The 24,941-nt window shown below is 54.5% G+C and carries 21 protein-coding genes and 1 riboswitch; of the genes, 15 read left to right on the top strand and 6 right to left on the bottom strand.

Annotated elements, in window-relative coordinates; genetic code table 11:
- Positions 1 to 108 precede the first annotated feature (108 nt).
- Complete coding sequence (locus FE783_RS15530; RefSeq protein WP_138880294.1) at positions 109 to 945, bottom strand: NAD-dependent epimerase/dehydratase family protein; 837 nt, start codon at positions 943 to 945, stop codon at positions 109 to 111.
- A gap of 255 nt (positions 946 to 1,200) precedes the next feature.
- On the opposite strand from FE783_RS15530, the gene FE783_RS15525 reads away from it, so the two are divergent.
- Positions 1,201 to 1,479, top strand: a complete 279-nt coding sequence (locus FE783_RS15525; protein ID WP_138880293.1) for a DUF2277 domain-containing protein — start codon at positions 1,201 to 1,203, stop codon at positions 1,477 to 1,479.
- A gap of 90 nt (positions 1,480 to 1,569) precedes the next feature.
- Here the strand turns inward: FE783_RS15525 and FE783_RS15520 are convergent, their stop codons facing one another.
- Together FE783_RS15520 and FE783_RS15515 are read right to left on the bottom strand one after the other, a co-directional pair.
- Entirely contained in the window at positions 1,570 to 2,358 is a 789-nt protein-coding gene (locus tag FE783_RS15520; protein ID WP_138880292.1) for a hypothetical protein, read from the bottom strand.
- A gap of 434 nt (positions 2,359 to 2,792) precedes the next feature.
- The gene (locus FE783_RS15515) at positions 2,793 to 4,148 is read right to left on the bottom strand and encodes an ABC transporter substrate-binding protein (RefSeq protein ID WP_158301824.1); all 1,356 of its coding nucleotides are present in this window, start codon (positions 4,146 to 4,148) and stop codon (positions 2,793 to 2,795) included.
- Between the two features lie 359 nt (positions 4,149 to 4,507).
- Between FE783_RS15515 and FE783_RS15510 the strand changes: the two genes are divergently transcribed.
- The 3 genes from FE783_RS15510 to FE783_RS15500 all read left to right on the top strand — a co-directional run bounded on the left by FE783_RS15510 (position 4,508) and on the right by FE783_RS15500 (position 7,761).
- Positions 4,508 to 5,311: an IclR family transcriptional regulator gene (locus tag FE783_RS15510; protein ID WP_138880290.1), complete on the top strand. Its 804-nt coding sequence runs from the start codon at positions 4,508 to 4,510 to the stop codon at positions 5,309 to 5,311.
- Positions 5,312 to 5,583: 272 nt separating this feature from the next.
- Positions 5,584 to 6,612, top strand: coding sequence for a LacI family DNA-binding transcriptional regulator (locus FE783_RS15505; protein WP_138880289.1), 1,029 nt, complete (start codon positions 5,584 to 5,586; stop codon positions 6,610 to 6,612).
- Positions 6,613 to 6,630: 18 nt separating this feature from the next.
- Positions 6,631 to 7,761 (top strand): Gfo/Idh/MocA family protein, encoded by a 1,131-nt coding sequence (locus tag FE783_RS15500; protein ID WP_138880288.1) that lies wholly within the window; start codon positions 6,631 to 6,633, stop codon positions 7,759 to 7,761.
- A gap of 454 nt (positions 7,762 to 8,215) precedes the next feature.
- Here the strand turns inward: FE783_RS15500 and FE783_RS15495 are convergent, their stop codons facing one another.
- From FE783_RS15495 to FE783_RS15485, 3 genes are read right to left on the bottom strand one after another with little or no spacing between them, the layout of a single operon-like run.
- Entirely contained in the window at positions 8,216 to 9,106 is an 891-nt protein-coding gene (locus tag FE783_RS15495) for a sugar phosphate isomerase/epimerase family protein (RefSeq protein ID WP_138880287.1), read from the bottom strand.
- 18 nt (positions 9,107 to 9,124) lie between these two features.
- The gene (locus FE783_RS15490) at positions 9,125 to 10,216 is read right to left on the bottom strand and encodes a Gfo/Idh/MocA family protein (protein WP_138880286.1); all 1,092 of its coding nucleotides are present in this window, start codon (positions 10,214 to 10,216) and stop codon (positions 9,125 to 9,127) included.
- A gap of 57 nt (positions 10,217 to 10,273) precedes the next feature.
- A complete protein-coding gene (locus FE783_RS15485; RefSeq protein ID WP_138880285.1) occupies positions 10,274 to 12,199 on the bottom strand; it encodes an FAD-dependent oxidoreductase in 1,926 nt (641 codons plus the stop codon).
- A gap of 655 nt (positions 12,200 to 12,854) precedes the next feature.
- On the opposite strand from FE783_RS15485, the gene FE783_RS15480 reads away from it, so the two are divergent.
- From FE783_RS15480 to FE783_RS15435, 11 genes are all read left to right on the top strand, one after another.
- On the top strand, positions 12,855 to 14,144 hold the full coding sequence (locus FE783_RS15480; RefSeq protein WP_138880284.1) for an ABC transporter substrate-binding protein: 1,290 nt from the start codon (positions 12,855 to 12,857) through the stop codon (positions 14,142 to 14,144).
- Positions 14,145 to 14,225: 81 nt separating this feature from the next.
- Positions 14,226 to 16,406 (top strand): right-handed parallel beta-helix repeat-containing protein, encoded by a 2,181-nt coding sequence (locus FE783_RS15475; RefSeq protein WP_138880283.1) that lies wholly within the window; start codon positions 14,226 to 14,228, stop codon positions 16,404 to 16,406.
- A 137-nt stretch (positions 16,407 to 16,543) separates the two neighbouring features.
- Positions 16,544 to 16,831, top strand: coding sequence for a phytanoyl-CoA dioxygenase family protein (locus tag FE783_RS38840; RefSeq protein ID WP_338015857.1), 288 nt, complete (start codon positions 16,544 to 16,546; stop codon positions 16,829 to 16,831).
- Complete coding sequence (locus tag FE783_RS38835; protein WP_338015856.1) at positions 16,816 to 17,307, top strand: phytanoyl-CoA dioxygenase family protein; 492 nt, start codon at positions 16,816 to 16,818, stop codon at positions 17,305 to 17,307. Before FE783_RS38840 ends, FE783_RS38835 begins: the two co-directional genes overlap by 16 nt.
- A gap of 60 nt (positions 17,308 to 17,367) precedes the next feature.
- Positions 17,368 to 18,273, top strand: a complete 906-nt coding sequence (locus tag FE783_RS15465; RefSeq protein ID WP_158301823.1) for an AraC family transcriptional regulator — start codon at positions 17,368 to 17,370, stop codon at positions 18,271 to 18,273.
- 32 nt (positions 18,274 to 18,305) lie between these two features.
- Positions 18,306 to 18,504, top strand: a riboswitch (cobalamin riboswitch).
- A 234-nt stretch (positions 18,505 to 18,738) separates the two neighbouring features.
- Positions 18,739 to 19,734, top strand: coding sequence for an ABC transporter substrate-binding protein (locus FE783_RS15460; protein ID WP_138880281.1), 996 nt, complete (start codon positions 18,739 to 18,741; stop codon positions 19,732 to 19,734).
- A 38-nt stretch (positions 19,735 to 19,772) separates the two neighbouring features.
- A complete protein-coding gene (locus FE783_RS15455; RefSeq protein WP_138880280.1) occupies positions 19,773 to 20,594 on the top strand; it encodes a cobalamin-binding protein in 822 nt (273 codons plus the stop codon).
- A 71-nt stretch (positions 20,595 to 20,665) separates the two neighbouring features.
- Entirely contained in the window at positions 20,666 to 21,232 is a 567-nt protein-coding gene (locus FE783_RS15450; protein ID WP_138880279.1) for a Uma2 family endonuclease, read from the top strand.
- A gap of 485 nt (positions 21,233 to 21,717) precedes the next feature.
- Positions 21,718 to 23,331, top strand: a complete 1,614-nt coding sequence (locus tag FE783_RS15445; protein ID WP_138880278.1) for a plastocyanin/azurin family copper-binding protein — start codon at positions 21,718 to 21,720, stop codon at positions 23,329 to 23,331.
- A gap of 180 nt (positions 23,332 to 23,511) precedes the next feature.
- Entirely contained in the window at positions 23,512 to 24,093 is a 582-nt protein-coding gene (locus FE783_RS15440; RefSeq protein WP_138880277.1) for an RNA polymerase sigma factor, read from the top strand.
- Complete coding sequence (locus FE783_RS15435) at positions 24,094 to 24,819, top strand: anti-sigma factor (protein WP_138880276.1); 726 nt, start codon at positions 24,094 to 24,096, stop codon at positions 24,817 to 24,819.
- The last annotated feature ends 122 nt before the right edge of the window (positions 24,820 to 24,941 follow it).

Genomic DNA, 24,941 nt, shown 5'->3' with positions numbered 1-24,941 from the left:
GCCGGCTCCGGTTATATACAAATCCGGGTTGACCGGGATTATTGGGTAGGATGCATGTGTGAGGCTTAGGAATATTATTCCTAGGCCTCGTTTGTTTGCCGTCTGAAGCTAGCGTAAAGGCTCGAACCCCAGGTCATTCTTGATTCGGGTCATCGAGAACAGAGGCGCTTTCTCGCCCCCCTCTTTCTCATAGTACGAGCTGTCCACACGCCGGAAACGTTCGCCGAATAGACGTTCCAGTATCTCCGTGACGGGATGATCGCAACACGCTTGCCTGCCGACCACATTGTAGGTGCGGGCGCCATATTGAAGCGGGGCATCGACGGCTGTTTCGATCGCCCGTATCACATCGCTTATCAGCACTTTGCTTAAATTTGCGAAGGGAATGCTTGGAGTCGAATCCCGCTTGACCTCGCATTGAGCCCATGCTTCTTCGTTCTCCACCACTGAACCTAATCGCAGATTAATAAAATCCGTACCGGGCGACCTTCTGCTGAAATAGTTGTTCAGCTCCTCGACCATGGCTTTAGAGGCACCGTACGCGTCCGTGGCCAAGCAAGGATGATCGTCGGCTATCGGCAGCCGCTGAGGAAAGAAGTCGCGATCCAGACAGCCGACGGCTGCAATCGAGCTGATCGAAATAAATTTGCGGCAGCCCTTATCGATTAAGTACCGGAACAGCCGTCGCGTACCCAATATATTCGTTCCGAAAATTTCTTCTTCGGAGAATCCGGTTTGCACGGCAGCGAGATGGATTACGGTATCGATCCGGTAGCCGTCCAGCCTGCATAGATCCTCGTAACAATCGAAATTTCCTTTGACGAAAGTGGCGTCAACCGGCGGACGCTTCCGTGAGAAGCATACCAGCTCGCGGTCGGCGATCATGGACGCAAGCAGCTTGCTGCCGATTTTGCCGTTCGCGCCTGTTATTAAAATAGCCATCATGGCCTTCCTCCTTTAGGTTCACCCTTCTCGGAATAATAAGAGGGCCCGACTGATCGGGGATTTAAATATAATATATAATTTATATGAATTATATACAACGATAAATCCGATAAGGTTTTAAATAACAGCTGCAAAGGCAATCGGTCAAATGGATCGGTTGTCTTTTCTCGATTAATGGGCAGAATGAGTCGGCTGGCGGGGAGAGTAGGAGTGTAGTAAGATTGAAGCAACAATGGCAATGAAAAGGAGAACACTATGTGCCGAAATATTAAAACGTTGTTCAACTTCGATCCTCCGGCAACCGACGAAGAAATTCATGCGGCCTCGCTCCAATTCGTAAGAAAGCTCTCGGGCTTCAATACACCGTCGAAGACGAACGAAGCGGCGTTCAACCGGGCGATTCAGGAGGTGGCTGCGGTTGCCCGAAACTTGCTTGACTCTCTCGCGACCCATGCTGAGCCGCGCAATCGCGAAGTCGAGATCGAACGTGCCCGCATCAGATCGGCGAAACGGTTCGGGCCTCGGGACAACTGAAGGGTCGCCTCATCGTCACGAACAGGTGCAGATGAATGCACAAAAAGCCCACATAGAATGGGCTTTTTTCTTTCCCCGGCATTATAGCTTTCAAGCTTTTTGGATTTTCGCGGGGTTGTTGATTTTATAAGGAACGGGATGCTTCGTCAGCTTCTTCGTTACGATTTTACCTTCAAACGTAATCGTATCCCCGACCTGCAGCTCTAATTTTTTGAGCGTGGCGCTGTGGCTGGACCAGGCTGTGCCGACTTCGATCGCAGGCTCTGCGATGGAGACCGCTTCGTATATAATCACTTCGTCGTCATTATCGGAGAAGTTGTTCGGGACCGTCGTAAATTCTTGTACGGTTGCGGTCATTTTGACTTTGTCCTCCGGAAGCTGAAGCTGTTGCTTCTTGGCTCTTCCTTTCGGCGCCGCCTCGGCCTTGGGCGATTCCGGCTTCTCTTCCTCGGCGGGTGCATGTTCTTCCTGTAAAGCCGGGGCTTCCTCAGCGGGTGATGCTTCTTGCTGCACGGAAGCGATCTCCTCTACGGGCGGAATATCCTCCTGAGGCGCCGCATTCCTCACGGCTTCCGGCTCCGCCGCCTCTTCAACCGCGGCTGTCAGTCTCTGGCCGTAGTTCGACGCCTGCATTTCCTTTAAGTACGAAGGGTGAATGCAGTGCTTCTGATTGCTGTCAAACTCGATAACGGCCGTCATTTTGTCGACAAATCCGACTATGGAGCAGGCCAGATTCATCCCGTTTCCTTTATAGAAGAAAGCTTTTGTTTTCGTCGCTTTGTCCGATAGCAGGCCCCATTCCTTGCATTGTTCGATCTGCGCCGCCTCGTCTTCGAAAGCGTTATATGCGGCCGGTTCGATAATAAACGCGTATGCCATAGGTTGTCCGCCTTTCTCGTATACACAAATTTAGTAGTTATTAACTCAACTTTCGCAGCTCAAAGGTTCGAAAGTTGAGTTATTAATCAGTATAACAAAGTGATACACGAACCTGTCAATTTCCTCCGCTATGTTCTGTGAAGTCACAAACCGGCAAGTGACTTCTTCGTGCTGAAATTCACTAGTTCCCCGTGACTTTTACTTGGGATCACGCGTCGGAACCAGACGGTAAACGTCGAGCAACTGGTCAAGAAGAAAGACAGAAAGCAAAGAAATGGATCAATCCGATCAGCTTGAGGGGAAAAGCTTTCCTTACGGCGGGCATCGCCTTGTTTCTGTATTCCGTATGGAGCCGGATTCCTTTTTGAGACATATAAAAGCCCCCGTCCCGGGCATACGTTATGCCTTAAGGACGGGAGCGCGTTAAGCTCCGCTTATTTTTTCGCGGCCATCGCTTCCTCGATTTTTTTGTTCGCCGCTTCCTCGGCTTCTCTCAAAGCGGTATTCAAATCTTTCTTCCCATCGACGACGTCCGTGTACGCCGTATTCAGGAAGCCCGGCACTTGTCCGAAGTAAGAGTTGAATGCATACGGCGCTGCGGCGGATTCTAGCGGTACCGCGGCTTTCAAGTTTTTACCGGCCAGCTTCGGAACGCTTTTGCCGAGTACGTCGAGCAGGTTGTCGATCTTGATCGGCGGCACGTAGCCGAGCTTGGCGAATTCTTTCTGGAACTCCTCGGAACCGATGTACGCGGCGGCCAAGAACGCTTGGTCGCGGTTTTTGCTGGTGCTTGCGATCGCGTAGAACGGAAGCTGGAGTCCCGCTCCCGCTTTCGGCGCATCCTTGAAGCGCGGAAGCTCGACGAGGTCCCAGTTGATCGTCGTCGTATCGGCGAATGCCCACGATCCGGCGCTCTGGGCGGCGACCATCGCCACCCTGCCGTCTTTCCAGAAAGGATCGACATAGCTCGGGATGAAGGCGTTGCCTTCGATGCGGTGGAACCGCGCGAAGTTCTCGATCAGCTTCTTCCAATTGTCGTTGTTGAGAGTCGCCTTGTTCGTCTTCACATCGATATAGCCTTGGGACAGCTGGTTGACCGGGAAGCTGTGGCCGTAGCCTTCCTGGAAGCCCATATATTGAATGCCGCCGTCCTGTCTCGTCAGCTTGCGGGCCAATTCGTACACTTCATCCCAGTTCATGCCGTCCTTCGGATAAGCGACCCCGAATTTATCGAAAATGTCTTTGTTGTAGAAGAGCGCCATCGATACGGAAGCGTTCGGGATGCCGTATATTTCTTTGTTGTTGCCGAACATTTGCATCTGCTGCTGTACGGCGGGATACCATTTGTTGATGTCGACGCCGTAAAGCTTGATCAGATCGTTCACGTTGCTCTCCAGCTTGTTGTCGGCCATCAGCGTGTAGAACGAAGCGCCGCTTACTTTGACAAGGTCGATTTGCACGCCTTGGGCGATCAAGTCGGGCAGGGTGCCGCCTCCGTTCGCTTTGTTCGCGGAGTACAGCTTGAACGACATGTTCGGATATTTTTTCTTGATCTGGCTGCCGTACAGCTCCATGAACTGCTCTTGGGTATAGGTGGATGAGTTCTCGAAGACGTTAATGGTAACGGGCTTGGAAGTCGCTTCGGCGATTTTGGTCGCGATATCGTCCTTCTTCGGGGCGTTCGTGGCGCCTGCCGGTTCGGCTGGCTTCTTATCCGATCCGCTACTGCAGGCGGCGAGCGAAGAGACGAGCATAATGCTTGCAATCGCAATGGTACTTTTTCTAATCATTCGAGGTTCCCCTTTCTGGTTGGCGGACAATTTGACAACGCTTCCAAAACGAACTTGCATCAAGATTTTCGGGATGATGATGCATGTCGGGTCGACCAGCCCTTGTGAAAGCCTTTTCAGAAAAACGTTTCATACCGGCATCGAGTCGTCTAATCCCCCCACTAAAGTTCAGTATACTGAACTGAATTCAAGATGTTATCCAAATACAGAATATTACAACCTTTATCGGCTGTCAACAGGTTCCTTGCGCCGTTTTCAACGTTCATATTGCTAGCGCTACAACGATCCCTTATCATTATGGGAGAGAAACAGTTTACTAGGGATGAACAAATTCAGAGCTTGCTGCTGCGGAGGAACTTATGGGAAAACTTGCGGAAAGTCCGAAATATTCCGTACCTGCCCTGGAAAAATCGATCGCGATCATGGATTATTTGGCGCTTGCCGGGAACGGCGTCTCCTTTACCGATCTAAGCAAGGAGCTCGGTTTGCCGAAAACAAGCGTCTATACGATACTGAACACGCTGGAGTCGTACGGATTCATCCGCAAAAGCCCCGGCGGATCGTATCACCTCGGCCTGAAGCTGTACAGTTTGGGCATGTCTGCGATACGGGGGATTGATACGGCGACGACTATAGTTCCGTATATGGAACAATTGCGGGACGAAACGAATTTTACAGTGCATCTAGGCGCCTATGACAAAGGAGAGTTCGTCTGTCTGGAGAAGATCGAGGGTCCGGGCATGGTCCGCTTCCAATCGTATCGAGGGGAACGGAAAAAGATGAATACGTCCGCAGTCGGGAAAGCGATTGCGGCGTATTTGCCGGAACAGGAGCTGCAGCTCGTGATCTCAAAGGGGCTCATTTCACGGACGCCGAATTCGATTGCGACGGAGAACGCTTTTCGCGAGCACTTGCATCACGTTCGCGAATGCGGTTACGCGATTGATGACGAGGAAGGGGAGATGGGCGTCCGCTGCATCGGGGTGCCGGTCTTTATGAGCGACGGGATCGTATACGGGGGCATCAGCTTGACGACGCTGAAGGGCAATCTTCCAGTGCAATCGCTTCCCCAATACGGGAACATGCTGATCGAAGCGGGGAGAGAAATTTCGTCCCGGCTCGGCTATAAAGGCCCGTATCCGGTTGGAGGGATCGGGGAATAGGCGAAGGCGATCCGACCGAAGGCGAGGCCTCGTAATCGGCGTCCTTCCGGAGGAATGCGATACGAGCGCATGTATGCTTGTTGACTTGATGTTAATTAGATCGATCAACAAGCTTCTGCGCCCTTTTTTGTTGTTATTGCTTGTTTGATGAAGTATTTATTCCTGCGGCGAGTAGCGGAAATATCCCCGATTAGCTGGTTTGTTTATTTGATTAGTAAACAAGAATCGTGGTAAAATATAGGCATCCATCCATAGAGGAGCTATATGAGCATATGCCGACATTCGAGGATATCGCCAAGATCGCGGGAGTTTCCAAAGCAACCGTCTCGCTCTCGCTCTCGGACAGTCCCAAAATATCAATGGAAACGAAAGTCAAAATACGCAACATCGCGAAAAACATCGGCTACGACCTGAGCGGGATGGAGGGCGGGAAATGGCTGCGCAACCGCTCCATCGGCATTTTGTACGTAAGCCATAATCCCGATTTCGAGAAGGACTTTTTCCGGGATACGCTGATCGGGGTGACGGAGGACGCGGCGGGCAAAGGGTACGACGTCGTGTTTATCGGCATTCATATGCAGAAAAATATCGCCGATACGTCCGAGGATATCGCGGAGAAGGTGATGCAATCCGGCGTCGAAGGTGTCGTCGTCATCTCGTCGATTCCGAATCTAAAAGGGTTCGGCAAGCTGCAGGATATGCATTTCCCGATGGTATTCGTCGGCAACCGGAAGGTCGACGGCTCCGCCCGCCACATTTTCAACGTTTGCTCCGATCATTACAGCGGAGGGAAGCTTGCCGCCGAATATTTGTTCGACGATCTGGGCCATACGCGCATTTCGCTTGTGGGGCGTCCCAATATGCCTCATTGGGAGCTCGACCGGGCGAACGGTTTTTTCTCGCATTTGCGAAACTCGGGGCTTGCCGACATCGAGAACGACAAGGTGCTGATCTCCGAGCGGTATAAGCCGGAGGACGAAGGCTGGAGCAAGCTGAGCCGCATACAGCCTACAGCCGTATTCGCCGTCAATGCGAGCGTCGGCATATCGGTCCTTCATTATTTGCGCTCCGTCCAGAAAAGGATTCCCGATGACGTATCCGTTATCGTATTCGATGACTTCGCCTCGTTTCCGTATGAGAATCCGCCGGTGACGGTCATCAAGCAAAACAAAGAGGCGCTCGGAAGCTTGGCCGTGAAAGTGCTGACCGACCTGCTGGAGAAATCGAAAATTCCTCCCCGTCAGATGCTCATTTCGACCGAGCTGCTCGAGCGTAGCTCCTGCGCGGCTGCGCAAAAATAAAACAAAGGGGGAAGGCGAATGCAGTCCGTCCTGAAGTTCGGCATGGTTGGCGGCGGAGAAGGGTCTTTGATCGGCGATATTCATTGCAGAGCCGCGATGTTCGACCGGAAGAGCGTAATCGCGGCGGGGTGTTTCTCGAGGGATGCGGCGAAATCGGCGGCAACCGGGCACAAGCTCGGAATCGCGCCGGACCGGATCTATTCGACCTACGAGGAGATGGCGGAGAAGGAAGCGGGGCGCGAGGACCGGATCGATTTCGTTTCCATCGTGACGCCGAACAACTCGCATTACGCCATAGCGAAAACGTTTCTGCAGCACGGATTTCATGTCGTTTGCGACAAGCCTCTTACGATCGAACAGAGCGAAGCGAAGGAATTGGAGCGCATCGCGGAGCGAAACGGCCTGCTGTTCTGCGTGACGTACACGTATTCCGGATACCCGATGGTCAAGCAGGCGAGGGAGCTCGTCCGGCACGGGGAACTGGGCGACCTGATTACCGTGATGGCGGAATATCCGCAGGAGTGGGTATTGAATGCGGAGCGGGCGTCGTGGAGGATGGACGCAAGCCAAGGGAAGTCCTGCTGCGTGGCCGACATCGGCGTCCATATCGCGCATACCGTATCGTACATGACGGGACTGAAGATCGAGTCGCTTTGCGCGGATATGCAGTCGTACGGTACGCTGATGGAGCTTGACAACAACGCCAATATATTAGTCAAATACGAGGGCGGCGCCACGGGTGTATATTGGTGCTCACAGGTGGCGGCCGGCAGTAAGAACGGGCTGAAGGTTAGGCTGTTCGGAACGAAAGGGTCGCTGGAATGGGAGCAGGAGCGTCCGGACGAGCTTCGGCTTAGCGTGAAAGGGAAACCGCTGCAGCTGCTGTCCCGGGGGAGAGACGCGCTGTACCCGGGGGCCGCTGCATTCAATCGGCTTCCCGGAGGTCATCCGGAAGGGCTATACGAAGCGTTCTCGAACATTTATTCGGCTTTTTGCTCGGACGTATCCGGTCTGCTGCAAGGAAAGGGAGCCGATCCGAATGCGGACTATCCGCGAATCGGAGAAGGCATTGACGGAGTGCGGTTTATCGACAAATGTTTGGAAAGCGCCCATGACGGCTCGCGGTGGGTGCAGGTAGCGGAAGCTTGAACTTATACTTACATAGCGGAACGGCGGTTCGGGACTTGGGCATACGAGTTCCGGGCCGCTGTTTTTTGTTGTATCAGACTTCCATGCTGCTTCGTCCGCTCCCGTAACTGGAAAATATGCCGTAAATTTCATCGATTCTTCGCATTTGCGAAAGTTTAACTGGAAAACCTGCAGCACATTTTATCGAATTTGCTTCTTGGACCCGATTATGGCGAATTTAACTTCAGGTTTTCCCGTTTAGGCTCGCTATTTGCTCTATTCTTGTTACTTGTACTGTAGGATTTCCATTTAGCGGGTCGAATCGGGTCAAGTAAATTAGGTTTGACCTGGGAGTGGGAGGATGGAGAAGTTTCGTTTGTTGCGAAAAAACCGGCTGCATCGGCAGCCGGTTGGAGTTACGGATTGTCAATCGATGTGAATCCGCGGGCGATCAATACGTATGAAGACGACTCATTCAAGAGAAAAAACGAGACAGATGCTGCAGAGACTTCACCAATCCGCGCCGATGCTCCTCGACACTCCCCTTGTACCGGTGATCCTCCAGCTCTACGGTAACGGCGCCCCGGTAGCCGATCAAGTCGAGCTCGAAGGCGATGGCGGCCCAGTCCGCTTGCCCTTCGCCGGGAATCGTGTACCGCCACGGACCTTCGCTCGATTTGATTCCGTGCTCGAATACCGGGGGCTGGTGCCGTCCGTACAAATAGACGTTCTCCGGCAGAATGACGCAATCTTTAGCGTGCACATGCCCGATCCGTCCGGAAAACTCGCGCAAAAACCGCACGCAGTCGATCCCTAGCCGGATGAGATGGGAAGGATCATAGTTCAGCTGAAGCGCCGGGGAAGGAACCGCTTCGAACATCGCCCGCAGCATTTCCGGCGTGCATCCGATCGTCGGGTAATAGGGCGCGTTGCCGGGCCAGCCTTCCAATACGATCGCAACGCCTTCTTGCTCCGCGAAAGCGAGCAGGCCGGGAAACATCTCCTTGAACAAATCGAACGATTCCTTGCGGGTTGTCGCCGGATCTTCGGGCTTCAGACACATGAAGCAAAGCTTGCCTCCCTGGGAAGCGGCATTGCGGATGCCCTGGCGAATCGATTCAAGCGCCTCATACCGCTTCTGCTCGTCCTTGCTGAACAGCCGCGCGACTTGGACGTGACCGACGTCGAACGTCCCGATCGTAAGTCCGGCCTCCTCGGCGTCCTGCTTCATCTCCGCGGACAATTCGGGAACGTCCACGACCCGGAATCCGGTTTGCGCCATCCAGGCAAACCACTCCTTCCAAGTGTCCCGCTCGTTTCCCATCGTAATGCCTCTAGTTAATCGAACGCCGATCGAATGCGGCATGCCAAACCCCTCCTTCTCTTAATATGTAGGAAGCTCTATGACGACTTCGCGCTTCAGCTCCGACGAGCGGAGGATGCCGTCGATCACGGCCTGGTTCAGCAAAATTTGCTCGCCGGGTATCGGAGCGGGCTTGCCTTCCTTGACGGCGACGACGAAATCGCGGACTTTCTCGTAGAAGATGTCCAAATTGTGCGGCTTGACCGGAATCGGGCTTTCCGTCGGATGTCCCATGACGTCGTGATACAGCGTGATCGATCCCGGTCCTTTATCCCAGGCGCCCGAAGAAAGCTTGCTGATGCCTTGCTCCGGCTCGATCTTCAAACCGCCTTCCGTTCCCAGAAACAAAGTGGGGCCGAGCGTATCCATATGCATCGCCCACGAAATTTTGAAATTGAGCACGACGTCCCCTTCGAACCGGACGAGCGCTTCGCCGAAATCCTCGACATCGAACTTATCGGCGTCTTTATGGTATTTCGGATTCGTGCCGAAGTAGTTGGAGCAGTAGGCCGACACGGTCAGCGGCTTCGGATAGCCCAAGGCATCCATCGCCAAATCGAGCGAGTAGCAGCCGATGTCCGCAATCGCGCCCGAGCCGGAAATGTCTTTGCGGATAAAGCCTCTACCCGGCATGCCGCGTCTGCGGCCTCCGCCGGTCTGCACATGATACACTTTGCCGAGCGTACCGGACTGCACGATCCGTTTAATTTCTTTATGGTTCGGATCGTAGCGGGGCTGGAAGCCGACCGTCAATATTTTGCCTGACCGCTTGGATGCTTCGACCATCTCGATAGCCTGCTCCAGCGTGACGGCCATCGGTTTCTCGGTCAGCACGTGCTTGCCGGCGTTCAAAGCGTCAACGCTCGTCCGGTGGTGCGCGATGTTCGGCGTACAGATGCTGACGCCGTCCAGATCAAGCTCCAGCAGCTGTTCGTGGCTTTCGAAAGGCGCGGCTTGCGTAAGCCCGTTCTTCTGAATAAACTCGGCCGCTTTGCCCGGGACAAGGTCCGCTACGGCGACCAGCTCGACGTCGCTCATTTTCATATAGGCCGCCGCGTGCCTGGTGGCGTTGCTGCCGCTGCCGATAATGCCGATCCGTATGTTTCTGCTCATGGAAATCGCTCCTCGTATTGGTTATCGATATTGTCCAACAACTGCTCTCGTGCCGGATCAGTGCTGCCTTGCTCCCCGAAGGAAAATATACAACGCGTTCAGAAACTGCCCGCGGGTAACGGTTTCCTTCTCCCCGTCGAACCAGTCGCCGTGGGCGGCATTCATGACTCTTGCAGCCACTTGGCTCCATTTGCGCGCCATAGCAGCGGTCAAATAAGGCTGCTCCGTCCAGTACGCTTCCGGCGATGGCTCTTCTTTCGGCGATTTCGGCCCCATGTCGACTCCGGCCGGCAAAATAGCCGCCGACGCCGGCAAGCAGGGCAGCTTTCTTCCTCCCGGAAGCGACCGGCTCACTGCGATCCATTGCGATGCTTGCGCTACGGTAACCTCCGCCTCCGGTTCGGCCGTATATCCCGGGAAGAACGATTTGGCGCCGAAATATTGGACCGCCTTGCTCGTCTCGGTGCCCCAAGGCTCATCCTTCAAATAAGTAATGACTTGTTTGTCCGCGAGCAGTTCGTCCTGCAGCTTGTCGATCGACAAGTCGCGGACGTGCCGCTCCGTCGCAAGGCTCACATCCGCCGCCACGCCGGCCGCGTACCCGATCTGCATCCAGCACGGCTCCATCCGGATCGTGCCGAGTCCCATATGCGTAGCCGAGACGGCAACCGGTACAAGCAAGCGATCGACACGCTGCGGAACGATGGAGCCGTATGGAATTTGGTAAATTTCCGTCAAGAACCCGATCGCCATGAAGCCTTCCAGCGCGATGTTTTGCCCGATCGGCTCGCGTTTGCGGGTGGCGTGCGAATCGATCCCGTAGTCGCCGCTCGCGATGCTGTCGTAATGGATCGGCGATCTTCCGAGGCCGGGGGCGCGGCGGGCGTCGTTTTCCGTGAATACGTACTCCCCGTGGATCCGTCTTGCTTCGCGGACGTATATTTGCGGAGGGAAATGATCCGTATCGGCGAATTCGTCGGCGGCATGACCCCACTGGCGGGAATCGTCGCGGAACCATTCCGGGAGCTCCCCGTCGTTCTGCAAAAACCAGAGCAACCCTTGGATATATTCGCGGTGTCGCTTCACGATTCGTTCCCGGACGGCTCGGCTCCCTTCCGGATATTCCTGGTTTTCCTCCGGCAAGTCGGTCGAGCATAAGCAGTAATGATAATTGTTCGTATCCGTTTTGCCGTTCGGAATCATGACCGTATTGCAAACTTCGCTGAAGCCTTTGACCCGGCCGGCGCTCACGTCCTCGATCAGACTGGCGTAGTCGTTTCGATTGTAGCCGGCCGGCTTGAGGAAGGGCGCCTGGTTGCTCTTGTTTTTGGTCAAGCACAGACGGAAATTGTACGCTTGAATGCGGTCGTCTCCGTCGCCCGTACTGCCGGGCAGCACTTCTTTCGTAAGGAAGTTCTGGTACAGCGTCCCCGCATATTCTTCGTTCCAGTCGTCGCGCGATTCCCGTCCGAGAGAATAAGGAACGCCGGCCATGGCGGCCAGATCGCCTTCATAAGTCGCATCGATAAAAACATGCGCTTCGTACGTGACTTCGCTTCCTCCGTCAATGGGGCGGACGGTAACCGACGTCAAGGAATCCCCTTCCTTCCCGACGGAAACGAGTTCATGGGAGACGAACGTCTGCAGATTGGGCTCCGCTCCGAGCATCCGGGCGAAAATGCTCTTGGCTACCGACGGCTCGAACCGGAGCCCTTTGCGGCAATGGACGACTTGCTCCGAATCGGGGCCGTACGTTTCGATATAATGGTTCAATACGTTGGAAGCGTATTCGCGGAATACCGAACCCGCCGCATCGAGTGAATGGATATCGGTCATGCCGAGTCCGCTCGTCATCAATCCTCCGACATAAGGCGAAGTCTCGATCATTACCGTCTTTCTGCCGCGCCTGGCGGCGGCGAGCGCAGCTCCGATTCCTCCGGGAGTCCCCCCCAATATGAGTACGTCGGCTTGTTGAGTGTGCATGGAATTGCTCCTTTCGACTGTGTCGGGCAAGTTTTCAAATTATCGTTAACAACTGGTTAACCTATTTGATAAACAGAAGTATACATCAAGGTGTTTAGTTTTGCTATATTTATTAAACGGCGATATAAATCGATTATGGTCGAATGACATGAATTTTCTAGCTGTTTCACTGTTTTAAGGCGGTTTATAAGCATTTTTCGCATGTATTGCTCCATTTACTTTGTTAAATTAGAAGTGAACGACGAAAGTAGAAGGGGAGTTAAAATGTTTAAAAAATGTATTGAAAAATTAAACTTGTGCCGATATAATTTTAAACGAGCTGTAATAATCCGTTTAAAAATGACCCGTTTTTTCGAAGGGGGTGACGTTTCGCTAATTGGAATGAAGCATCTATATGAAGCTTTCTTGAGTTTAATGCGTCATTGATCATTATCGCTTAGACCGGCAAAGTATTCCTTTATGGAACGATTGACTGCTTTATCCATTTTGAAAGCGTTTGCTGAGAATTTGGATCGTCTGTCAGCCGATAAAGGAAAGAACGGCAGCACCGAAGGTGAAGCGGTTAACCCAAATGGCCGAGGCATCCGGAACGTCTGGAAGCTGCTGCAATGACCGGTCTTCACCTTGAATGAACCGAACATAGGGGGACAATCGAATGATCGACAAGAAGAAAATTGCATGCGCTTCCATTTCGGCGATGCTCGTATTGATGATCGGATGCAGCGGCAAAGGCGGACCGGGATCGCAGCCCGAAACGGACAACAAGCCGCCTGCCGCAGATATCGTCGGTCCGGTTTCGTTGACGCTATTCAAGGAGGATACCGGCGTATCCGCGGAAACGGTCGAGCAGCTGATCCGCAAAAAATTTCCGCAGGTCGACTTGAAAGTGATCAAAAGCGCCAAAGGGACGATGATCGAGGATGTCGTCTCCGGCGGAGTCGTTCCGGACATCATTTCCCATTCTCTAGGCGGGCTATGGAAGCTGAAAGATTTGCAGCTGCTGTCCGATCTGACCCCTCTCATCAAGACGTACAAATTCGACCTTAACCGGTTTACGGATGGCGTCGTGGATGTGGTGAAGTCATATTCCGACAACGGGCAGTTTCTGGTCATGCCGTTCGAGCTGAACAATAATGCGCTTTTTTACAATAAAGACATTTTCGATCGGGCGGGCGTCGGCTATCCGAAGGATGATATGACTTGGGAAGAACTGTACGATTTGACGAAGCGGATCGTCCGTACCGACGGGAACGTTCAGATCCACGGCTTTCACTACAATTTCTTGAACGTCATCTACAAAAATCAGCTGGCGCTGCCGTTCGTCGATTCCAAGACGAATAAAGCCGCCGTCAATAACGAGCAATGGGCGCAATGGGTAAAGGTGATGACCTCGTTCTATACGATTCCCGGCAATCAGCCTCCGGTGGACGAGAAGACCGCCTTTATGAAAAACCAGACGCTCGCCATGAGGACCGGACCGAACTATATGACGGAGCTGGCTGCGTCGGGCATGAATTGGGACGTCGTCTCCTTCCCTCACTTCGCCGGGAAGGAACGGGCGGGCACTCAAATGAACGCGCCTTACTACGCGATACCGCCGGCGAGCAAAAACAAAGACGCGGCATTCCAGGTCATCTCGTATTTGATGTCCGACGAGGTGGCGATCGAGCTTGCCCGGCAGGGCCGCATTCCGATCTTGAAGAGCGAAGCTGTACGCAGCGAATTCGGCAAAGGGATAACCGGGCTGGAGAAGAAAAACATCGCCGCCTTCTTCAAAGATACGATCGCGAAGCCCGCCCCGCTGTCGAAGTACGACGGAACCGCCAAATCGACGTTCAACAGCGTTCTCATTACGATGCTTGGCGGACAGAAAGACATCAATACCGGTCTGCGGGAGATGGAAGATCAGATCAACAAGCAAATCGAGCAGGAGCAGCGCCGCTGACGGCCTGCAGATGAGGCGGGGTAGCGCTTTCGCCCGTACCGAACGAGGCGACGTTTAAACTTGCGAGTGGAGGTTGTGAGGATGCCGAGAGATGAAGAATGGGGAATCGACACGGAGAACGTCCAAGGTACGGAGCGAGTGGAGGCGTCCGCAAGCGGACGCGGCGGCATGATCAGCAGACGCAAGCTTCTGTCGTCTTTGGGCATAGCGGGCGTCGCGTTGGCGGGAGGAGGATGGATCGGATCCCGATCCGCGGAAGGGAGCGTGTACGAAGCGACCTATGGCCCGAACGCTTATGGTCGGTTCGGGATGCGCGAGATCAACAGCGTAGACGAATTGCGGAGCACGCCTGGCGTGACGGACGGACGGCAGGTAAGCTTGCGCGGGTATTATGTGGATGTCCCCGGTGCGGGCGGCGGTTTGCTTTACTGGGATGCGGACAGCACGGAGACGGACAATGGAGGCACCGTATTCGCCGTAGCCGGCGTGGCGACTGGGCGATGGAAGCGGGAACATAAAGTACGGCTGAACCTCTCTTGGTTCGGCTGGAAAGGGCACGGCCTGGAAGACGACTCCGCACGCGTGCAAGCGGCGGTAGATGCTCTGACCGCAGGCGGCGTCATCGAGGCGGGCCCCGGTAAAGTACGAATCGGGAATACGATCCGGGTACGCACCGTCCCCATCGTGTTCGAAGGTGCGGGCGGCACGGACGGCGACGAGTTTTCCACGCAATATATCGTAGCTACCGGGGCTGCAGACGGGTTTCTGCTGTCGGGCGTCCGCGGCGGCGGGTTCAGGAATATGCAGATGCGCGGGGAAGGGTTGACGGGAGGCAGTCTGATCGCTACGGAACGCCTAGGCGAGGCGGGCAATTATATGCTTTTCTTCTCCGGCGTAAGATTCAAGAACGGATACAACGGCCTAACACTCCGAGCCTGCAACACGGTCCGGTTCCAAAACTGCATATGGTCCGGGTTCAACGGGGAGCAGGTCATATTGTTGAACGGAGCGAACGACGCCTCCCGGGCAGACCCTGTCGAATTCGTGCAGTGCGCCATAGCGGCCGGAACCGCCAACCCGAATACGGACAATCTCGTAATCGACGGGCTCGGCGGCTCGATCAAATTTATCGCGACGGCGATCCTGTTCGGAAGACACGGCTTATGGCTCAGAAACAATACCGGCCAAGGCGGGCCGAAATTTCTGTACTTCGAAGGCGGGGGATTCGAGAACGCCCACGGCGTTCCGGTGCTGCTCGATGCCGGCGCTCAGGTACAGTTCGCCAATACCTATATTTCGTGCGACGGAGAAGAGGACAATGTCCGGATTGCGGCTGGCTATACGGGCATCGCGACCTTTACCGGATGCGTCATACGGGGCTGCGGACGCAACGGGATCGATATTGCTTCGTCGCGTGTGACGGTCACGGGCTGTCTGATCGGGAACAACGGCAGAACGGCGCATACCGCCTTCTCGCGGACGATCGCGGGCATTGCGGACAACGGCACCGGCGGCATTCGCGTAACGACGGCGTCGGCGCACCGCTGGGAAACGGACGACCGGATTACGATCCAGAACGTAGCCGGCACGACGGAAGCTAACGGGAAATGGAGAGTAACCGTCATCAGCCCGACCCAATTCGATCTTCAAGGAGCGGCCTTCGTTCATGGCTATACCGGGGGAGGAACCGCTTGGAGGAGCGGCGCCGGCATTCATCTAAGATCGACCGCGTCCCGAGTCGTGGTGGTCGGCAACGCGATAGGTTCGCTGCCGGACGGCGTCTCGCGCCAAGACTACGGAATCGTAAGTGGAGCGGCCGATGTGCTCGTCAGCGACAACGATCTGAGAGGAAATACGGCAGGACCGTACCAATTGTACGGAACGCAAACGGCTCAAACACGCTTTACCGGCAATAAAGGCATCGACCAAATCGACGGATGGCTGAGCGCGCATATTACCGGACCGGTAGCGGACGGGTTATACGATCTTCAAAATTTCTTGTACTTGGACGGCCAAAAAATCCGGATCGTGAAAGTGACCCGGAAGCTTGCTTCCGGCACGTGCGACGTTCGGCTGGACGCCGACGGAGCGAGCGCCGGCGGCAGCTCGGTCTCCGCTTCCCCGGCTCTGCAGTCGACCAGTCTCGCGGCCCCGTTCTCCGCCGACGGCATCGGCAGTCCGAAGAAGCTGCAGCTCCGGGTCCTTCAGGCGTCATCGGCGAACGGTCTGGAAGTACAATTCGGCTATCAGGTCGTAGGCTGATATTCGCAAAGTCCGTGACGGCAATGTCCTCATCGTGCAAAACTGTGGCTATGTCCTGCAAATACAGCCCGGCGTCGATTGCATACAATATTCGTGAACGCCGGACGGGACGTTCGGCATGCGAAGGAGGGGCCGGGATGATTTCGCAGGAAGACGTGGAATTTTACAACGAAAACGGATATTTGCTGGTCAAGGCCGTATTCGATCATCAGGAAATCGAGGCGATGAGAACCGCAATCGACAGCATCATTCAACGGGCCGTCGAAGCGAACATGGACCGCAATTCCCGATGGGGCGGAGACCATATGCCCGAAGCGGAGTTGAAGAAAGTGGTGCTGAAGGGCTATCATGATGTACAGTACCACGATTCCGCCTTCACCTCGGCTGCGGTTCACCCGAATATGCGCAGGTGCTGTCGCGGCTGATCGGGCCGAACGTTCAGCTCCACCATTCGAAAATGCTGGTGAAGCCTCCCGAGATCGGGGCCGCATTTCCGATGCACCAAGACTATCCTTACTTTCCGCACGAGAAGCATACGATGATGGCGGGAAGCGTTCATCTGGACGATGCGGACGAAGAAAACGGCTGCTTGCACGTCATTCCGGGATCCCATAAGCAAGGGCCGCTGCATCACGTCGGCCGGCATTACCTGGATCACGTCCGGTATCCGATCGATATGGGGCTTGCTTGTCCCGCGAAGGCGGGAGACGTGCTGTTTTTCAACTATTTGACGATCCATGGCTCTCATGTAAACCGCAGCAAGCGGACGAGACGCAATGTGCTGTTCCAGTACCGCGACCCGCTCGATATGCCGGTCGAAGACAAGCACGTCAACTGGGGCCAAGGGCTGATGGTATGCGGCGAAAATCCGATTTTCCGTTTGTATAAAGGCGCCCATTGAGCACGGGCGCGGATGAAAGGGTGCGCCGCTTGGGACGCGCAACGAAACGGGGGCTCTGCGATGTCGGACAGGTGGTTGGACGCCAAACGGCTGCTGGATAGCTTTGACGCCGAAATCGGCAATCGGGACGTCGCTTTTTCGATCCATTATTGGGGAGTGTCCCCGAACCATAAAGATAACCCGGTGCACCGCCATTCGTTTTTTGAAGTTTGCTTCGTCGTTGAGGGGGAAGGGATTTACGCCGAGGGGCAGATCGAGCATCCGCTGCGTGCCGGAACTTTGTTTTGCTCCCGTCCCGGGGTGCATCATCAAATCCGAAGCCGCTCGGGAATGTACTTGCTGTTTGTGGCATTCGAGGCAATTGAAGCAAAGTCGAGCCCCGGCATGCTGCGTAGGCTGGAATCGATGAAGCGGACCGGACGGATTGTGATCGCCGATTGCGACAGCTCCCCTACCGTACTCCTGTGGCGTGCCTTGCTGGATATGGCGTCCGGCGGCAAACATTCCAGAGAGGCGCTTGCGAGCGCGATTCATGCTTTGCTTGTATCCTTCCAGGTTGCGTTTGGGGATGAGGAGAACGGGGAGCCGTCCGTTCCATTGAAGCTTAGCGAAAGACATGTGAAACGGGCGGTTCTCTTCATCCGCAACAATTTGTCGGCGCCGCTGCATTTACGCGATATGGCCGCCTATATGAATATGTCGGGCCGCCATCTTTCCCGGCTGTTCACGGACACGCTCGGCATGTCCTTCTCCGAATATGTCCGTACGGAAAGAATGCGTCAAGCGGAAGAACTGCTCGCCTCGACCGACATGCCGCTTAAGGAAATCGCGCAGGAGTGCGGTTTCCAAAGCATTCATTATTTTACGAGGGCGTTTTGCGAATCTAAAGGCATCCCACCCGGAAAATACCGGGAAGCTCGCCGGGATGCGCTTCGGCATAGCAAGAAATCCGAACCTGTGGTATAATCGCCGATGTGAACCAAGCTTGAACAATTGAAAACTCGTAACAGCCAGTAGGTGCCTTGCAGCCGGTAACGGTTCTGCAAGGTTAAAAGGGAAGCCGGTGCGAATCCGGCGCGGTCCCGCCACTGTGTATCGGGGAGAACCTCAACATGCCACTGTTCCGTTAACGGGATGGGAAGGCGGGGAACTCGCATGCCCGAGAGCCAGGAAACCTGCCTACAGCGCTTCAGCCAATGAAATCCTTCGCGGAAAAGGATCGGCTATATTGAGAGATGCGTCATTGACACGCCCTGTCGCCTTTGCCCAGTGCGCTTGTCGCCTCCGGTCGACCGATCATGTGCCGCAAATTCTCGATATGCTGCCCCCGTTCCTGCGGAACGGGGGTTTTTCATGTTGCGCGAAAGCGATACGGGTTCTCTATGAATCCAGGCCGTTCCATGATTCCAACTGGAGAAGGAGAAACATCGAATGAACAAGATTGTCGCACTGCTGCTAGTTTTATCGTTAAGCTTGACTCTCGCCGCTTGCGGGGCGGGAAGCAAGGAAAGCTCCTCCGTCAAGAACGGGGCGCCCGCATCGGGAAGCCAGCCTGCCGAGAAAAAGCCGGAAAACGGCGGCGGTACTTCCACGGTATATCCGCTCACCTTGAAGGATACGACCGGGACCGAAATTACGCTCAAAAAAGCGCCGCAGCGGATCGTATCGACGTCGACCGCCGAGACGGAAATTTTGTTCGCGCTTGGCCTCGGCGACCGTATCGTAGGCGTGTCCGACTTCGACAATTATCCCGAGGAAGCGAAGAGCAAGCCGAAGATGGGCGGCGTCTCGGCGCCTAACGTCGAAGCGATTCTCGCCGCCAATGCCGATCTGGTCATTACCGGCATCTCGATCAAGGACGACGCGCTCGCCAAGCTGCGTGCCTTGAATCTCCCGTTCTACAAGGTGGAGCCGAAATCGATTGACGATATTATCGCGGACATTCTCGTTATCGGCCAGCTTACGGACAAGCAGAAGGAAGCACAGGCGCTAACGGACAAAATGAAGAAAGAAATCGAGCGGATCAAGACGGCCGTAAGCACCGTCATGCCGGAGCAGAAGAAGAAAGTGTACATCGAGTTTTCTCCGGGCTGGACCGTAGGCAAGGGCGAATTTATGGACGAAGTGCTGACGCTTGCCGGCGGCATCAATATCGCTGCGGACACGAAGGGCTACAACAAAATCAACGAAGAAAAAATTATTCAGGATAATCCCGCCGTCATCTTCTATACGACGGGCGCTAAGGACAAGGAAGGCCAAACGCTCGATCAAATTATTAAAAAACGCAACGGCTGGGATAAGATCGAAGCGGTCAAAGGCAACCGGCTTATCGGGATCGATCAAGATACGTTGAACCGTCCGGGACCGCGCATCGTCGAAGGTCTGCTCAGCATCGCCAAAGGCATCTACCCTGAGCTGGTGAAGTAAAGCGAATCGCTGACTGAAATGAAAGGGGAGGTTGTGCCGTGAGAATCGTTTCCTTATGTCCGAGCAACACGGAGCTGCTCGGCTTCATGGGGCTGGACAAGCACATCGTCGGCGTAGACAAATATTCCGATTGGCCCTCCGCAGTCGACAAGCTGCCGAGGCTCGGATCGGACATGGATATCGATATGGACGCAGTGGAGGCGCTTCGTCCCGATCTGGTCATAGCGTCGCTTACCGTGCCGGGCATGGAGAAAAATATAGCAGGCTTGCAGGAAAGAAGCCTGCCGTTCATTACGCTGAAGCCGAAAAGTCTGAGCGACATCGCGGACAATATGATCGCGGTCGGCGAAGCGCTGGACGAACCGGAACGTGCAAGGTCGGCCAGAAGCAGATACGAGGATATGCTGGCGCACTACGCGGAGCTTAGCCGCCGCGCGGCCGACAAACCTTCGTTATACTGGGAATGGTGGCCGAAGCCGGTATTCACGCCGGGCGGGGGGAACTGGCTCACCGAAATCAGCTCGCTAGCCGGAGCGGTGAACGTATTCGCATCCGATGAACGGGCCAGTGTCAAAACCGATTGGGACGAAGTGATCGGCCGCGACCCCGATTATATTTTGCTCGCTTGGGTAGGGGTCAGGGACCAGCTCGTCAAGCCGGAAAGCGTCGGGAAACGTCCCGGCTCCGAAAGGATGCGGGCTGTCGCCGGACAGCGCGTGCGCGTGATGGAGGAGTCGCTCTATTGCAGGCCGTCGCCGCTTCTGATCGCCGGCCTTCGCAAGCTCGGCCATATGCTGCACCCGGAGCTGTACCCGCCGTACGACGCCGAAGAGACGGAGCGTTGGCTGAACGGACAATGATGGAGCACGTCCCGTCATTCCTGATATAATGGAATAAAGTCCATTTTTGTTGCAGGGAGGCGTTCTTCCGGATGAGCGAGCGATCCAAACCGAAAAGCCAGATCAAGGAGCAGAGCGGCTTCTACGATATTCCGGAAAGGTACGAAATTATCGGCGGCATCCGCTACGACTTCTTATCGTCGCCGAAATTTGTGCATCAGAAAATATTGGCGAACTTTTTCGTCGGCTTCCATACGCCGTGCCATCTTGACGGAGAAATCATATTGGCTCCTATGGACGTGCACTTCGACGAGGAGAACATCGTCCAGCCGGATATCATCTACATCGCCAATGAAAACCGGGGAATCATCCGAGACGGGTTCGTATTTGGCTCGCCGGACCTCGTCGTGGAAATATTGTCGGGCAGTACGGGACGGAAGGACAAGACGGTAAAGAAAGCGATGTTCGAACGATTCGGCGTCAAGGAATATTGGCTTGCCGACCCTTTGTACCGGACCGTGGATCAGTTTGTACTCGACGACGGGACTTATCGGCTGGCCGCTACGCTTACCGAAGACGACCGCATCGCTTCACCGAATGTTCCTTGCCTGACCATTGACTTGAAGAGCGTATTTCCTCCGGAGGAAACGATGGAGTAGTTATCGGTTTCAACTGAGCCTTGGCGGTCGAGCTGCCAAGGTTTTTTTGTGCATTTATTAAATGTTTAAGTTCTTTACTGTGCTAAAGCGTAAAGGGTGCCCTTGCATACATGTACCGAGCCGTGATCCGGCACATTTGAACCGTTCCCGCTTCCCGTAACTGGAAAACATGTCGTTAATTTTTCGATTTCTTTGCTTTTTCGGGTAGTTAACTGGAAAACCTACAGTATTTTTTATCGAAATTGCTTTTTGGTGCCGATTATGACGAGATTAGCTGTAGGTTTTCCCGTTATGACTTGTTATTTGCTCTATTCTTGTTACATGTACTGTAGGTTTTCCATTTAGTGGGTCGTGGCCGGTCAAGTATAGGGGGTTTAAACCGCCTTCAAATCTTTTTTTCAATCGGCACAAACCGCCTGACGAATCTCTCCGTAAACAGGGGTGTACAAAGCAAGGCCATTCGAAACTGAGGAGGATTCGTCGCAATGAAGAAAGGAAGCAAGCTAGTAACAACGCTATTGACCGGATGGATGATGGTGTCGTCGGCTTTGCCGGTGTTCGCGGCAGATGCGCCTGCCGCAGCGTCCGTGAAGACGGATGCGCAGGTGGCGGCCGAGCTTGGGGTACTGCAGGGAGACGGAAGCGGGATTACCGCCGCCTACTTGGCGAAGACGACGACCCGCATTCAAGCCGCCATTTTGTTTTTGCGGTTGAAAGGATTGGAGCAGACGGCGCTCGCCTATAAAGGCACCGATAATTTCTCGGACGCGGCGCTTGTCGGGGACGGCAACAAAGCGATCATGGCGTATTTGAAAGCGAACCCGGCTCAAGGCTGGACGGGAACGGGCGACGGCAAATTCGATCCGCTCTCCGGCGTAACCGCCCAGCAATATTACAAAGTGCTGCTGGAGGCGGCCGGCTATAAGCAGGATACCGATTTTACATATGCCGACGTATTCGCCTTCGCCAAAACGAAAGGCTTGTCCCAAATCGCGGGTGCGGGCGCTTTAAGGAACAGCCACATCGCGACGGCAACCGTCGAAGCGTTGAAAGTGAAACAAAAGGGCGGCGGCAAGACGATCGCGGAAGCGCTTACCGATCAAAAGATCATCGCTTCCGATAAAGCGGCATTGGCGAAATATGCACGCATCGACATTGTCAATGATGCCAAGCTCGGTTCCTATCTCGTAGATGAAAGCGGCAAAACGCTGTACTACTTTACGAAGGACACCAAAGACACAAGTACATGCAAAGACCAATGCGCCGTCAACTGGCCGATCTATTATGCGGAGAACATCCAAGTGTCCGCCCAGATGAACGCTGCGGACTTCAAAACGATCGTCCGCGAAGACGGCAAGAAGCAGACGACCTATAAAGGAATGCCGCTGTATTACTTCGCCAAGGACGAGAAAGCGGGAGACGTGAAAGGTCAAGCCGTAAACAATGTCTGGTACGTCGTGAATTTCTCCTCCGTAGCCGTCGCTTCGCAGGACAGCCTCGGCAAGTTCCTGGTCGACTCGGGCGGCAGGACGCTGTATTGGTTTACGAGAGATACGAAAGACAAGAGCGCGTGCGCGGGAACCTGCGAAACGAACTGGCCTATTTTCTACTCCGATAACTTGGCGTCCACGGCCGATCTGAAAGTTGAAAGCTTCGGCACGATTGTCCGCGAGGACGGCACGAAGCAGACGACTTACAACGGGATGCCGCTGTATTACTACATCAAAGACGAGAAGCCGGGAGATGTAAAAGGGCAGGGAGTGAACAACGTTTGGTTCGTCGTGGCTCCTATCGAAGCGAAGCAAGCCGAGCAACCTGCAGCGACTGACGGAAAAGCTTATGCGATGGATATCGCCAATTTCAAATTCGCCCAGCCGGAAATTACGATCGAAGCCGGTGCGAGCATTACGTTTACGAACAAAGATGACGCCGAGCACAATGTAGTATCGGACCTTCTCGTCGACGGCAAACCGCTGTTCGAGTCGGCGATGCTCCGCCAAGGCGAATCGTTCACGCTGACACTCGACAAACCGGGCGAGTACACGTATTACTGTGCTCCGCACAAAGATCATATGAAGGGCAAAATTATCGTCAAATAAAGGATCGGCTCATTCCCCCGTTTTCCGATAAGTCCGGTTTTCCTGGAAAAACCTCTCCGGGGAAGCCGGATTTTTTCGTCGGCAGCTTGCAAATCGGGCGCGGATGTAAGATGCTTATATCCGTGTAGAGTATGAACCAGATTGCGCTGTGAGTAGATAGACGCGGGGAGTGTCACTATCGTGCGGCAATATTCCGATGAACAATTAATGAGAATGATCATGGATAAAGACAGCGGTGCGCTTGAGGAAATGTACGACCGCTATGCCCGGCTCGTCTATTCGTTCGCGATGAAGACGAACAAGGATACGCAGGACGCGCAGTTCGCCAAAGACGTGGTCCAGCTTGTGTTTACGAGGCTGTGGACGACCGAAATCGGCTATGACGCGCAAAAGGGTCTGTTCGTCAACTGGCTCCTGACGATTACGAGAAACATCGCGATCGATCAGCTTCGCAAGCTGAAGAAGCACGCGGCCGTAGTTCCGTTCGAGCCGTCCGCCTGGGAGCAGCTCCCGGATCATATGCAGCCGCAGCCGGAGGAAGTCGTCTCCCGCAAATGGCTGAAGCAGAGCATCGAGCACGCGTACCGGCATTTGTCGGACAGTCAGGTGAGCCTGATCCAATCGTTTTATTGGGAAGGCTATACGCTGAGCGAAATCGCGGACCGCAATCGCGAGCCGATCGGTACGGTAAAAAGCCGGCTGCATCAGACGTTGAAAATATTGCGCAAGCATATGGAATCGGTTAGAGAGGAGGGTATCTAAGTGAGTAGGGTCGACAATCCTTGCGAACAAGTATTTTCGTTTTTCTTGGGAGAAATGACGGAAGAGGAAACGCTAGCTTTTCATGCTCACTTGTCCGAATGTCCGGCTTGCCAAGAAGAACTGAAGGAGCTGCGGCAAGTTTGGGATGCCCTGCCCTACACGATGACGGAGCTTGAGCTGCCGGAACAGATGAAGTCGGAAGTGCTCACGCCGATCCTGCAAAAACAGGCGAAACCTGCAAGCAAGCGTCCGGCCAGACCCGGGAACAGGCATGTTTGGCGTTACGCCGCGGCCGCCTTATTGGTGCTCGTAATAGGGTTCACCGGCTTGTTCGGGTTATCGCAGTGGCGCAAGGATGCACTGACTCACTCCGAGGATTTGCATTTGCCTGCCGAGGTGCTGCAGAAATATAGCTTGAAGCCGTTCGATCCGGCGATGCCGGCGGCAAGCGGCCAAGTGTGGCTGACCGAGAAGGGCGGCAGGATGGAGCTTGTGCTGCAGACGAGCGGACTATCCGCCCTGCAAGGGGAGCAAGCTTATCAAGTATGGCTCGTCAAGGACGGCAACCGGCTCAACTGCGGCACGTTCCGCGTCGACTCGCAAGGCAACGGCGTGCTGACTTACAAAATCGACGAACACGAGCGGCAGTTCGATACGATCGGGATTACGCTCGAGCCGGATTCGGGAGGAAATAAGCCCAGAGGGAAAAAGGTGCTCGGCACATGAGAGGGTAAAGTCGTACGTTTGAATATTTTTCCTGGATTGCGATCAACCTAATATAGGAAAAGAGTCCGTGATCGGACTTCTTTTTTTTGGCCCGCAAAAAAAGAGTTGCCGAATGTCCGGAT

It is taken from the genome of Paenibacillus mesophilus (assembly GCF_005938385.1).
In the GTDB taxonomy this organism is placed as follows: Bacteria; Bacillota; Bacilli; order Paenibacillales; family NBRC-103111; genus Paenibacillus_AB; species Paenibacillus_AB mesophilus.
The sequence above is the reverse complement of the archived record's forward strand: the minus strand, read 5'-3'. Positions and strand labels throughout refer to the sequence as shown.